We start from the raw sequence: 12,520 nt of genomic DNA, 5'->3' as shown, positions 1-12,520 counted from the left end.
GGTTGGCACCTCGGCGAGCCGGGGTGGCACAGTATGCGGTGCGTGACCGGGGTGTCGGCCGAGCCTGCACGACCAGTCGACGGCTTCGAGCGCCTCGCCGCCGAAGAAGGATCAAGATGAACGTGACCCACTGGCCGTTGTTCCGACTGCGGGTGCGCACGCCGCGGCTGGAGCTGCGCCTCCCCACGCTCCAAGAACTCGACGCGCTCGCCCAACTGTCGACCGAGGGCGTCCACCCTCCGGACCGGATGCCGTTCGCCGTCCCGTGGACAGACCTGCCGCCGGCTGAACGAGCCCGGGGTCTCATGCAGTTCCACTGGCGGCAGCTGGCCGTCTGGACCCCCGAGGACTGGGATCTACAACTCGGGGTCTTCCTGGACGGCCGCATCGTCGGAGTGCAGGGCATCGGCGCCAGGGACTTCACGATCCTGCGCGAGGTCGGTACCGGCTCCTGGCTGGGGCAGCGCCACCAGGGGCAGGGCATCGGCACCGAGATGCGCGCCGCCGTACTGGAACTGGCCTTCACCGGGCTGGGCGCCGAGTCGGCGGTCAGCGCGGCGCTGACCGACAACGCCGCCTCCTACGCGGTCTCCCGAAAGCTCGGATACCGGCCCAATGGGACCGCCCGCATCCGAGTACGCGACGCGCTCGGCTACGAGCGGCGGCTCGAACTCGACCGCACCCGCTGGGAGCAACACCGGACGGTGTCCGTTCAGATCGGCGGCCTCGAACCATGCCTCCCGCTCTTCGGCCTCTGACGGGCCACATCTCTCCCCACACCGCCGGGCACGGCTGATCCGGATCCGGGATCGCGGGGCCGCCGATCACGGCGGCCCCGCGCTCGTCTCCAGAGAATTCCCCGCGGAGGGAACGGACGCGATTATGGCACCGCCACCGGCGGCCCTACCAGCGGAGATGGATTAATCACCTTCGCCCTTGACCGGGCACCCCATCCCGACAAAAACGGAAATATCGGGAGAGTCCGGGTCACGCGCCTCGGCCGCCGGGCGGCCGATCATCTTTACCTCCGGCATTTCTTCGTTGACCTTGGTTTACGCCGCCGTGAAGGGTGGGTACTTAACGCAACGAGATCGTGACACAGGGTGAAGGGCAAACTCCCGGGGCGGCAAAAGGCCCCGGATCCCGAACCCGCGGATCATGGGAGGGTCACATGCGTTGGACGGCGCACCGGTTCGGGACCGCCGTCCTCGACATCCCTCCCACTGGTCGGTCCGGACGGCCGAGGACGTTCCGGGCCCGTCGCGTCGCCGCCGGTGCCTCCCCCCTTTCGCCCTGGTGCCGGCGGCGACGGCGGCGCGCTCGGACACACCTCGGGTCCTCGGCCGTCTCGGCCCGGCGACCGCCGCGCCGCGATCGGACAACGTGCCCTGGAGCCCGGTGCCGCACGCCCCCGCGGCACCGGTGCCCTCCGCGCCGGGCCGGCGGCATCGTCGAGCCATGCCGCCGGTCCGGCCCTTCCCGGCCCCTGACCGTCACCGTCCGAGGAGAGCGAGGTGAACGCCGAGCGCAGACAGCCTGTGAGCCGTGACGCAATCCGGTGGCCCGGACTCAGACCCGACCCCCGTCCAGGGCCGCCGCGCAGCACGACCGCTGCGACTGCCCGGCCCGTGGTGGTGCCCCGCCCCCACGGGCCGCGGCGCATCCAGCCCACCCGACATGGCCGAGGGCCGCGAGTGTGGGGTGGGGTGGGTCAGGCCTTGTGGGTGGCGGCGGCGGGGGCGGGGTCGGTCTTGCGCGACTCCAGTTCGGCGCGGGCGTCGGCGACGATCCGGCGCTCGATGAAGAAGGCGAGGAACGGGATCAGGCCCGCCGACACCATCAGCACCATCTGCTTCAGCGGCCAGGCGGCCTTGCGGTACAGGTCGAAGGCGACGCCCAGGTACACGATGTAGAGCGCGCCGTGAATCGGGGAGATGATCGCCGACGGGGTGCCGTTGCCGCCGATGTAGCGGATCGGCATGCCCACGAAGACCACCAGCAGCAGCATCACGCCGACGACGATGGCCATGACGCGGTACCGGTTGATGGCCGCTTCCACAGATCACTCCTCTGGGCGGTACGGGTGGGGAAAGGGAGCCGTGCCGGTCAGTCGCGCCGGTGGCTCTCGGAGTTGAGCCGCGCGAGATACCGGTTGTAGGCGGCCAGCTGGGGGTCCTCTTCCTCCTGCCGGCTGATGATGGTCCGCTTGACCGCGGCCTCCGCGGGCTCCTCGATGACCTTGGGGGCCTTGCCCGCGGGGTCGTCGCTGAGCTCGTCGCGCATCATCTTGACCCACATCACGACCACGAAGATCGCGAAGATCGGCCACTCGAAGGTGTAGGCCCAGCTGCGGTCGTTGCCGGCCTGCGCGCGGTCGTACTGCCACCACCCGAAGCCCAGGAAGGCGACGCACAGGGTGATGGCGAGCGCATGCAGCCCGAGCCAGCCGGGGGTGAGGAACCTTCGCACGTCATCGAGCCTACCCCCGGTGCCCCCGAGCCCGCGCCCGACCCCGTACCGGCCGGGTTTGCCCGCTTTCGCGAAAACTGTCGGCCGCTGCCTCTAGGTTCGCGGCATGGCGACCAGCACGGCGGGCCCCGCCCAGGCCTACACCTATTCGCGTCCCTCGGGACTGGCCGGGGGGCTCCTCGGCCTGTCGACCTCCGGCGGCACCACCTCCGCCGGGCCACGGCAGCACCCGCACTTCTTCAGCGGCCTGCTGACCAGGCCCGCGCCGGCCGCGGCGGCGCTGCTGGCCCTGGCGGACGTGGCGCAGACCCGCTACCACCGGCCGCGGCCGACCTCGTTCCGCGACCCGGTGGTGACGTGCAACGGCGACCGGCTGCGGCTGGAGTCGTTCTCGGCCTGCTGCGGCGTGTACGCGCGGCTGGACGTGCTCCAGCCCGCGCTCGACGGCGAGGTGCACGAGCGCGGCACCACCAACGTCGACGTCAACGGCCCGCTGCGGGAGTCGCTGGCCCGGGTGGGCGGGGACGATCCGCTGCACCTGGCGGTCGGCGCCGACGAGCTGGCGGTCACCACGCTGGACGGCGCGGTGGTGGAGAAGAAGGTGCCGCTGCCCGACCGCTGGCTGCGCGGCTTCGCCGAGGTCCAGGTGATCACCTCCGGTTTCGATCCGCGGGCCGCGCTGCCCGGGCCGGAGGCGGTGCGGTTCCTGCGCGGGCTCCCCAAGGGCAGGAACGGCGTGCTGTGGGCGGTGCCCGCCGGGAGGGGCCTGCGGATCACCTCGCGTCCCGCCCCCGGCGCGGTGTGCCTGCCCGGCCCCGACCGGCTGCGGACGATGCTGCCGCTGCTGCGCTTCGCCCGCGGCCTGCGCGCCTACGGTCCGGCGGTGACCGCGAGCGGCGGCCCGGCGGCGAGCGTGTGGGAGCTGGAGCTGCCCGGCATGCGGTACGTGCTGGCGCTGTCCCCCGAGTCGCACCGCGGTTTCTCCGGCGAGGGCGCCGTCCTGGACGCGCTCGCCACCGAGGAGGCCGCCGACGACGCCGAGCTGGTGGGGGCGCTGCTGTCGTTCGAGCCTCGGGTGGAACCCGACCTGCTGGCCGAGCGGGCGGGCATCGGCCTGCCGCGGGCGCGGGCCGCCCTGACCCAGCTCGGGACGGCCGGGCGGGTCGGGTACGACACCGCCGAGGCCGGGTTCTTCCACCGCGAGCTGCCGTACGACCCCGAGCGCGTGACCGCGATGAACCCGCGCCTGCGCGACGCCCGCGCGCTCGCCGAGCGGGGCATGGTCACCCTGGACGGGCCCGACGCGGCGGAGGTGAAGGTCGAGGACCGCTTGCACCGGGTGCGGTTCGGCGGGGACGGCGCGTCCTGCACATGCCAGTGGTGGACGGAGTACCGGGGCGGGCGGGGCCCGTGCAAGCACGTGATCGCCGCCCGGATCGTGCGCGGGGAGGCCGGCCGATGAGCACGACCAAGCTGGACGCCCTGTACAAGGCGATCAGGGGCGGCAACGCCCGGTACGCGGCGGCCCTGGTGCCCCGCCTGGCCGACGAGGAGCGGCAGCGGGTCGCCAAGGAGCTGCCCGCCCTGCTGGCCGAGCTCCGGGAGGCGGACTCCACGTGGGCCTGGAGCGCCACGCCGGTCAAGTCGGCCCTGCGGGTCACGGGCGCCGGCTGCCTGTCCGGCCCGGCGGCGGCCGCGCGGTGGCTGTCGCGCGCGGACCTGCGGCTCGTCACCCGCTTCGGTTTCAACGGCGACCGCGGCCCGGCCGAGCTCGTGGTCAAGGCGACCGAGGGCCGTCCCGCCGAGTGGCGGGCCGAGGTCGGGCGGCGGCTCGCGGGCCTGCTGCGCACCACCGCCGAGTCGGACTGGAACGGTGAAGAGACCGCCTGGTGGACGTGCGCGCTCCTGCTCCGTTCCGCCGGCGCCCCCGTCCCGGTGGAGGACGCCTTCGCCGTGGGCTGGGTGCGGTGGACGGACGGGCGCGGCGTCGCGTCCGGCGATCCGCTGGCCGAGGCGATGATGCCGCGGATCTTCGAGGTGGAGGCGATCGGGCGGCTGATCACCTCGCGGGGGGAGACGGAGGCCTGGATCGAGGCCGTGCTCACCCTGGCGGAGGAGAAGCGGCTGGAACGCGCGACCGTGCTGGACGGCTGCCTGCGCCGGTTCCTGCGCGGCGGCACCGTCGCCGACCTGCGCTGGTACGCCGAGTTGCACGACAGGCTCGCCCCCGACCTCGGGGAGGCGACCGCCCGGCTCCGCGACTACCTGCGGCTGCTGCCCGCGGCGCCGTCCCGGGTCGCCGAGCTCGCGCTGCGCGAGGTGCGCCGGGTGGACGCGGCCGGGGGCCTGGGGCCGGCCGCGTACTCGGAGGCCGCCGAGGCGCTGCTGTTCCGTCCCGAGCAGAAGCTGGTGCGGGCGGCGCTGGCATGGCTGGCCCAAAGCGCGGACCGGGCCGACCAGAAGGACGCAACGCTCTGCGCGCTGGCGGTGGCGTTCGCGCACGAGGCGCACGCCGTCCAGGAGCGCGCCACGGACCTGGCCGTCAAGTTCGGGCCGGGGGCGGGCCGGGAGGCCGTCCTGCGGGTCCGGGAGGCGGCCACGGCGCTGCCCCACGATCTGCGCGAACGGATCGCGGCGGCGTTCGGCGAGGTCGAGGCCCCGGCCGCCGCCCCGGCCGGGGCACTGCCCGCGCCGCCTCCCCCGTCCGCGTTCCCCGGCCCGTTCGGCTCCGCGGCCGAGCTGGCCGAGGAGTTCGCCGTCGTGCTGCGCCAGGAGCCGTCCTGGACCGACTCCGAACGGATCTCCGCCGGGATCACCGAGCTCGCCCACCGCGACGTGAAGTCCCTCCGGGCGGCGCTGAAGGGGTTCTTCGAGGGCGACCGGGGCGCCTGGTACCGGGCGTCCGACTACGACCGGTTCATGTATTCACCGCGGGCCTGGCCGGTCCTGGCGGCGCGTTCGGTGCTGCGTGCGCGCTGGCGCCCGAAGGCCGGCGGGGAGCTGCGGCTCGAGCGGCGCGGAGCCGAGCCGCACGACGCGCCGATGAGCGACTTCCTGATCGGGCGGATGCGGGAGGTCGCCGAGCGGGTCGAGCGGGTCCCGCTGCTGCTGGCGACGCCGACGCGGGCCAACGGCCATCTCGACCCGGAGGTGCTGGTGGCGCGGGTGGAACGGCTGGAGGCGGCGGGCGTCGAGCCCGGTCCGCACGACCTCGTGCAGGCCCTGCTGCGCCTGCCCCGCGACGCCGCCGCGGGCTCGGGCGTGACCGCCCGCGCGGAACGGCTGGAGTCCCCGGCGGGCCAGGCGGTGGCGGCGTGGCTGCGGGAGGGCGGGGTCGCCGACCCGTTCGTCGAACGCGTCGAGGTCCGGCTCCCCGAGGTGCCGTTCCGGCCGGCGGTCGCGCTCATGGGGGTCCTGCGCCCGGTCGGGGACGTCCCGAAGGCGCTGGCCCCGCTCTGGGACTACCCCCTCGACGGGGCGAAATGGAGGGAGTCCCCGGAGACCTTCGCCCTCGCCGGCTACTCCAGCCCGCCGGCCTGGTGGCCCGCGATCGCGCCGTCCCACGCCGAGGTCGCCGCGGCGCACCTGCTGCCGCAACTGCTGTCGACGCTGGACTTCCCGCACGACCAGGGCGCGGCGCTGCTCGGGCTGGCCGAGTGCGACGGCCCGACCGGCGTGGCGACCGGGGCGGCGCTGGCCTACGGCCTCACGGTCGAGCCCCTCCAGGAGCGGACCTGTGCCGTGGACGCCTTCCTGCTCATGGCCGCCCGCGGCCGGCTGCCCGCCGCCGAGGTCGGCGCGGCCGCCGGCGCCCTGGCCGCGCACCGGGAGGCCAAGCTCGGCCGGGTGGTCGGCGGGCTCGGCGACGCGGCCGCGGCAGGGGCGCACGCCGAGGTCTGGAGGGCGGTCGAGGCGGCGCTTCCGGCCGTGCTGACCGCCCACGCGAGCAAGCCGGTGCCGGGCATGGCCGACCTGCTGGCGCTGGGCGTCCGCACCGCCGAGACCAGCGGGGCGCGGGGGCCGGCGCCGGAGGGGCTGGCCGCGGCGGCCGGGCGCGGCGGATCCAGCCGGACGGTCAAGGAGGCGGTCCGGCTGCGCGACCTGCTCGCCCGGAACTGAACCGGTCCAGAAGCGGCCCCCCAGGACATACCCCTGAACCGTATAGTGATCGGGCACTTCACGAACAAACCGGCCAATCGCGGCTTACTCGACGGCAAGGGGGGCCGATGACGGCACCGGACACGACCGCGGAACGGGCCCCCGCCGATCCGCATCCCGCGCAGCGCCGGATCCTGGCCGTGCTCACCGCGTCCCAGGTGCTGGGCGGCATCGGCGTCGGCACCGGCGTCGCGATCAGCACCCTGGCCGCCGCCACGATGTCGGGCTCGGAGGCGATCGGCGGGCTGGCGCAGACCAGCGCGGTCGCGGGCGCCGGGGTCCTGGCCGTCCCGATGGCGCGGGCCGCCGCCCGGCACGGACGGCGCCCCGCGCTCGCCGTCGGCTACGGCGCGGCCGTGGCGGGCGCCGTGATCGCCACCGCCGCCACCGCGCTGGGCCAGTGGCCGCTGCTGATGCTCGGGCTCTTCCTCGCGGGCGGCGGCAGCGCCGGCGGGCTGGCCGCCCGCTACGCCGCCACCGACCTGTCGAGCCCCGGCCGCACCGCCCGCGACCTGTCCACCGTCGTCTGGGCCACCACCATCGGCTCCATCGCGGGCCCCAACCTCGCCGAGCCCGCCGACCGGATCGGCCGGAACCTCGGCCTGGCGCCCTGGGCCGGCCCGTACGCGCTGGCCGCGATCGCCTTCGCGCTGACACTGGCCGCGATCGTCGCCCTGCTGCGCCCCGACCCGCTCCACGCGGCGGCCCCTCCCGCCGACCCGGGGAAGCCCGCCGCGTCCGGCGGCGCGTGGGAGGTGCTGCGGACCGTCCCGCGGGCCCGCCTCGCGGTCGCCGCGATCGTGGTCAGCCACATGGTGATGGTCTCCGTCATGGTCATGACCCCGGTCCACCTGGGCCACGGGCACGCGAGCCTCACCGTCGTCGGGATCGTGATCAGCCTGCACATCGCGGGCATGTACGCCCTCTCCCCGCTCCCGGGCTGGCTGGCCGACCGGTTCGGGCGGATCCCCGTCCTGCTCGTCGGCATGGCGCTGCTGGCCGCCGCGACCGCCCTGGCCGCGGTCTCCGCGCCGCACCACGTCACCCGGCTGTCGGTCGCGCTGGTCCTGCTCGGGCTCGGCTGGTCGTTCGGGCTGGTCGGCGGGTCGGCGCTGCTCACCGAGTCGGTCCCGGCCGGCCGGCGGCCCGCCGTCCAGGGCCTGTCCGACCTGCTCATGAACGGCGGCGCGGCGGTCGGCGGGCTGGCCGCGGGCGCGATCGTCACCGCCCTGTCGTACGGTGCACTCGCAACCGTCGCGATGGCCCTGGTGTTCCCCATGACAGTGGCGCTGCTCCTGACCATGCGAGAGAGAGTGAGTTGACCTCCTCCCCTTCGTAAACGAGGGGGATTCCACCCCGTGGCCTCAGTAGAGGAGGACAGGTTGGGGTTCGCGGTTCGTCCGCTCCGGTACCCCGGGGCGTCCCCGCGCAGCGACGGCCGGTCCGGCCGCCGTGTCCACGAGTGTGCAGAGGAGTCTGATCTCGTGGGCGATGTTGCGTGCCGCGTTCACGTCGGCGTTGCAGGCGAAGCCGCAGGACCGGCACCGGAAGCGCGCTTGGCTCTCGCGCGCCTGCGGGTCGATGGTCCTGCACGCCGAGCAGCGCTGCGAGGTGTACGCGGGGTTGATCTTGTGGACGCGGCCAGGGGCCTTGTGCTCCAGCCGCTCGACCAGCATGGCCCATCCGCTTGCGAGGATGCCCCGGTTCAGTCCCGCCTTGGCGGCGACGTTGCATCCCGGCCTCTCGATAGTGCCTTTGGCGGAGCGGGTCATGCCCCGGGTGTTGAGGTCCTCGACACCGATCGCGTCGTACTCGCGGGCCAGCCTGGTGGAGGTCTGCTCGACCCAGTTCTTGCGGCGGTCGCTCTGGCGGGCCTTGAGTCGGGCGAGCGCGGCTTTGAGTCCGGCGCGGCGGTGGGAGCCGCGCCGGGCGCGCCCGAGTTTGCGGGCCAGCAGTCGCAGGCGCCGCCTCTCTCCGGGGGTGAGGCCGGGGACCTTCAGCAGGTCGCCGGTCGAGAGGGCGGCGCTGACGGTGACGCCGCGATCCACCCCGACCACGCTCCCGTCACCGGGGCCGGAGACCGGGGGCGGGACGTGCGCGAACGCCACATGCCAGCGCCCGGCCCGATCACGGGTCACCCGGTAGGACCTCACACCCTCCGGCACCGGCCGCGACAGACGGAGCCTCACCCACCCGCACTTGGGCACCAGCACCGCACCCCACTTACGCGACAGCCGCTTGACCTGATGGGGTTTGACGCCGACCTGCCGGAACCCCTCATGCACACCCTGCCTTCGCCAGGTGGGGCGCTTGTGCGTCCCGGCGAAGAAGTTGGCCATCGCCTGCGCGAAATCGCGGAGCGCCTGCTGCTGCACGGTCTGCGACCCGGCCCGCAACCACTCGAACTCGGCTCGGGCCTGGGTGAGCTGCCGGGATTGTTCGTTGTAGCCGGGCGCCCCGCCCCGCCGGTGCCGGGACCAGAAGCCGTGCTGCTCCACGGCAAGGTTCCACACGTACCGCGCATGCGCACAATGCCCGAGCAGGGCTTGCTCCTGCTCAGGCGTGGGGGCCAGGCGGTAACGCGGCACGAGGCGACCCTACCCTGCACGCTCGAACACAGGAGCGAAAACGTACTGGATCGCGCCTGGTCAACCGGCATTCGCCCCCAGGGGGCGAATCTCCTTTGTCTACCCTGCTCCGGAGACGTCCGATTCCTCCCCGGCCTCAAGCCGGAGTTTCCACGGAGGTCCTTTGATGAACGAGACCCACACCGCCGCGGCGACGCTCGCGTTCGGCGCGGCCGACACGGCGCTCGGCCGGCTCCTGGTCGGCGCGACCGAGACCGGCATCGCCTGGCTGGGCTGGCGCGACACCCCCGGCACCCGCGCCCGCGCGACCACGCGGGCGGGCCTGCCGGTCGTCGACGACCCCGCCCGGCTCGCCGCCGCCCTCGACGGGCTGGCGGCCTACTTCTCCGGCGAACCGCACGCCTTCGCCCTCCCGATCGACTGGCGCCTCACCTCCCCGCTCCAGCGGCAGGTGCTGACGACGCTGTACGAGTCGGTGCCCTACGGCAAGGTCGTCACCTACGGCGAGCTGGGCGAACGCAGCGGCGCCGGCGTCCCGGCCCAGGCCATCGGCCAGGTCATGGGCGGCAACCCGATCCCCGTGATCGTCCCCTGCCACCGGGTCGTGGCGTCCAACGGCCTCGGCGGCTACAGCGGCGGCTCGGGCGTCGAGGTGAAACGGTGGCTGCTCACCCTCGAAGGCGCCCTCCCCGCGACCCTCGACTGGGACCTCGCCACCGGCCCCTGACGGAAACGTAGAATGAGCCGGTGCCCAGGATCAGCGAACCCACGGTCGCCGAGCACCGGGCGCGCCAGCTGCGCATCCTGCTCGACGCGGCCCGCTCGCTCGTCGCCGAAGAGGGCCTCGAAGCGCTGTCCCTGGCCGCCCTCGCCCGCCGCGTCGGGCTGTCCCGTCCCGGCCTGTACGAGTACTTCCGCTCCCGCGACGACCTGGTCGCCGCGATCGTCGAAGAGGAACTCCCCCGCTGGGCGGCCCTGGTCGAGGGCTCCCTCGACGCCTCCGCCGACCTCTCCGGCAAGGTCGAGTCGTACGTGCGGACCCAGCTCGAGGTCATGACCGACGGGCGGCACGCCGCGGCCGTCGCACTCGTCGAGCACGCGCTGGCCGAACCCGCCCGCGAACGCATCAGGGACGGCCACGCGCAACTGCTGCGCCCCCTGACCGCGGCGCTCGCCGAGAACGGCATCCCCGAACCGGAGCTGCGCGCCGAACTCGTCCAGGGCATCGTCGACGCCGCCGCCAAGCTCGCCCAGCGCCGCCCCGGCGAGACCGCCGCGGCGACGATCGTGGACGCCGCGGTCGCGCAGGCCGTCCGCGGCCTGACCTGAGCCCCGCTCAGCCGTCCGCGCGGATCTCGTACCGGACGCCGGTCAGCGACTCCGACACCTCCCACAGCCGCGCGCCCAGCTCCGGACGCTTGGCCCGGGGATGCGTCACCACCTCGGTCGGAGCGCCCCGATACTGCAGCAGCTTCGGCCCGTAGCAGGCGCCCTCCGCCACATCGGCCGCAGTCGCCGCGTACAGCGTCGGCAGCGCCCCGGCGGCGGCCGACTGCGCGACGACCGTGTTGACGACCCCGGCACCCCGCTCCATGAACCGGCTGCCCTCCATCCGCGGCCCGGTCTGCTGCAGGTTCGTCGCGGCGAAACCCGGATGCGCCGACACGCTCAGCACCTCCGGCACGCGCCGCGCCAGCTCCCGCGTGAACAGCAGGTTCGCCAGCTTGGACTGCGCGTACGCACCCCACTTCTGGTAGCGGCGCTCACCCTGCAGATCGTCGAACCGGATCCTGCCGACCCACGCGAACCCGCTCGTCACCGTCACCACGCGGGGCCCCTCGGCGGCCCGCAGCGCCGGCAGCAGCAACCCCGTGAGCGCGAAATGCCCCAGGTGGTTGGTGCCGAACTGCATCTCGAACCCGTCCGCCGTGGTCCGCCTGGGCAACGCCATGACCCCGGCGTTGTTGACCAGCAGATCCAGCGGCCGCTCGCCCTCGCGGCCCGCGAACTCCCGCACCGACGCCAGGTCCGCCAGGTCCAGCGAGGCCAGCCGCGCCTCGGCGTCCGGCGCCGCCGCCTTCAGCCGGTCGAGGGCCGCCTGCCCGCGCTCGGCACTGCGGCAGGCCAGCACCACCTCGGCGCCGTGCCGCGCCAGCTCCAGAGCAGTGTGGAACCCGATCCCGCTGTTGGCGCCGGTGACGACGGCCCGCCGCCCAGCGAGATCGGGAATGTCAGCAACCGTCCACTTACGCATGGGTCTCATCATTGTGGAGGGGCTACCCTTCACGCCAGTCATTGTGGAGGGGCGACCCTCCACGCCGGTCATTGCCCGGGGGGCGCCCCCCATCCCCGGTGGAGGCTGGGGGTGGCCCCGGGCAATCCGGCGGCTACGCGGGCAGTTTGTTCTCGATGGCCTCGGTGATCTCGGTGGACTCCGGTTCGGTCTGGGGGGAGAAGCGGGCGGCCACGGTGCCGTCGGGGGCGATGAGGAACTTCTCGAAGTTCCAGCGGATGTCGCCGGTGTGGCCTTCGGCGTCCGGGGTGCCGACGAGGGCGGTGTAGAGGGGGTGCCGGCCCTCGCCGTTGACCTCGATCTTCTCGGTGAGGGGGAAGGTGACGCCGTAGGTGGTGGAGCAGAACTCGGCGATCTCCTCGGGGGTGCCCGGCTCCTGGCCCATGAACTGGTTGCACGGGACGCCGAGGACGGTGAAGCCCCGGTCGGCGTAGCGTTCCTGCAGCCGCTCGAGACCGGTGTACTGCGGCGTCAGGCCGCACTTGGAGGCGACGTTGACGATCAGCACGGTGGTGCCCTGGTACTGCGCGAGGTCGGCGGACCCGCCGCGCAGACCCGCGATCTCCACATCGTAGACAGACATGGGCCCGATCCTAGGAGAGGGACCGGGCCTGTCCGCGATCGCCGTCCCCGGGAGGCGGGGACGGCGCGGCTACCGGCTCACGTGCCGATCCCGTTCACGAACGCCGCGAGCTGGTTGCCCGCGTTGCCGAGCTGCGAAAAGGCGTTGTTCACCATGTTGGCCGCATCCCGGGGTGAGCTGAGCACATAGAAGATCAAGAAGACGATGCCGACCCGCTGGAGGTTCTTCTTGTTCATACCGAACGCCGTCCCTTAGTAAGCGCAGCGACACACTGACCCGATTCAATTGTGCCCAGCTGCTCCTGCCCGCAAAGCGATATTTTACTGTCACGATGCGGCCCGCGCTTGATCCCCCCGGGCGGTCGGCGCGCCTCGGAGGGTCCTCAGGGCCTCGAACTGCGGGCTTGCGGCGCGGGTGTTCGCGACGCGC

12 protein-coding genes are annotated in these 12,520 nt (G+C 73.7%); 6 read left to right on the top strand and 6 right to left on the bottom strand.

Annotated elements, in window-relative coordinates; translation table 11 throughout:
- The first annotated feature begins 116 nt into the window (after positions 1 to 116).
- Positions 117 to 758, top strand: coding sequence for a GNAT family N-acetyltransferase (locus tag ACFPZN_RS12445; RefSeq protein WP_378282045.1), 642 nt, complete (start codon positions 117 to 119; stop codon positions 756 to 758).
- Positions 759 to 1,711: 953 nt separating this feature from the next.
- On the opposite strand, the gene ACFPZN_RS12440 is transcribed toward ACFPZN_RS12445, so the two are convergent.
- On the bottom strand, positions 1,712 to 2,059 hold the full coding sequence (locus ACFPZN_RS12440) for a DUF3817 domain-containing protein (RefSeq protein WP_378282044.1): 348 nt from the start codon (positions 2,057 to 2,059) through the stop codon (positions 1,712 to 1,714).
- Positions 2,060 to 2,106: 47 nt separating this feature from the next.
- Positions 2,107 to 2,469, bottom strand: a complete 363-nt coding sequence (locus ACFPZN_RS12435; protein ID WP_378282043.1) for a hypothetical protein — start codon at positions 2,467 to 2,469, stop codon at positions 2,107 to 2,109.
- 106 nt (positions 2,470 to 2,575) lie between these two features.
- Between ACFPZN_RS12435 and ACFPZN_RS12430 the strand changes: the two genes are divergently transcribed.
- From ACFPZN_RS12430 to ACFPZN_RS12420, 3 genes are all read left to right on the top strand, one after another.
- A complete protein-coding gene (locus tag ACFPZN_RS12430; protein ID WP_378282042.1) occupies positions 2,576 to 3,931 on the top strand; it encodes an SWIM zinc finger family protein in 1,356 nt (451 codons plus the stop codon).
- The gene (locus ACFPZN_RS12425) at positions 3,928 to 6,588 is read left to right on the top strand and encodes a DUF6493 family protein (RefSeq protein WP_378282041.1); all 2,661 of its coding nucleotides are present in this window, start codon (positions 3,928 to 3,930) and stop codon (positions 6,586 to 6,588) included. The genes ACFPZN_RS12430 and ACFPZN_RS12425 overlap by 4 nt, the downstream gene beginning before the upstream one ends.
- A gap of 107 nt (positions 6,589 to 6,695) precedes the next feature.
- Positions 6,696 to 7,949, top strand: coding sequence for an MFS transporter (locus ACFPZN_RS12420; protein WP_378282040.1), 1,254 nt, complete (start codon positions 6,696 to 6,698; stop codon positions 7,947 to 7,949).
- 42 nt (positions 7,950 to 7,991) lie between these two features.
- Here ACFPZN_RS12420 and ACFPZN_RS12415 read toward each other — a convergent pair whose 3' ends face one another.
- The gene (locus tag ACFPZN_RS12415; RefSeq protein WP_378282039.1) at positions 7,992 to 9,215 is read right to left on the bottom strand and encodes an RNA-guided endonuclease InsQ/TnpB family protein; all 1,224 of its coding nucleotides are present in this window, start codon (positions 9,213 to 9,215) and stop codon (positions 7,992 to 7,994) included.
- 166 nt (positions 9,216 to 9,381) lie between these two features.
- On the opposite strand from ACFPZN_RS12415, the gene ACFPZN_RS12410 reads away from it, so the two are divergent.
- Positions 9,382 to 9,942: a methylated-DNA--[protein]-cysteine S-methyltransferase gene (locus ACFPZN_RS12410; RefSeq protein ID WP_378282038.1), complete on the top strand. Its 561-nt coding sequence runs from the start codon at positions 9,382 to 9,384 to the stop codon at positions 9,940 to 9,942.
- 20 nt (positions 9,943 to 9,962) lie between these two features.
- A complete protein-coding gene (locus ACFPZN_RS12405; protein ID WP_378282037.1) occupies positions 9,963 to 10,544 on the top strand; it encodes a TetR/AcrR family transcriptional regulator in 582 nt (193 codons plus the stop codon).
- Positions 10,545 to 10,551: 7 nt separating this feature from the next.
- On the opposite strand, the gene ACFPZN_RS12400 is transcribed toward ACFPZN_RS12405, so the two are convergent.
- From ACFPZN_RS12400 to ACFPZN_RS12390, 3 genes are all read right to left on the bottom strand, one after another.
- Positions 10,552 to 11,469, bottom strand: a complete 918-nt coding sequence (locus tag ACFPZN_RS12400) for an oxidoreductase (protein WP_378282036.1) — start codon at positions 11,467 to 11,469, stop codon at positions 10,552 to 10,554.
- A 133-nt stretch (positions 11,470 to 11,602) separates the two neighbouring features.
- On the bottom strand, positions 11,603 to 12,091 hold the full coding sequence (locus tag ACFPZN_RS12395) for a glutathione peroxidase (protein WP_378282035.1): 489 nt from the start codon (positions 12,089 to 12,091) through the stop codon (positions 11,603 to 11,605).
- Between the two features lie 77 nt (positions 12,092 to 12,168).
- Complete coding sequence (locus ACFPZN_RS12390; RefSeq protein WP_378282034.1) at positions 12,169 to 12,327, bottom strand: hypothetical protein; 159 nt, start codon at positions 12,325 to 12,327, stop codon at positions 12,169 to 12,171.
- Positions 12,328 to 12,520: the final 193 nt, after the last annotated feature.

Origin of the sequence: Actinomadura rugatobispora (assembly GCF_042656285.1) — a bacterium.
Lineage (GTDB): Bacteria > Actinomycetota > Actinomycetes > Streptosporangiales > Streptosporangiaceae > Spirillospora > Spirillospora rugatobispora.
This window is presented reverse-complemented; position numbering and strand designations above follow the sequence as displayed.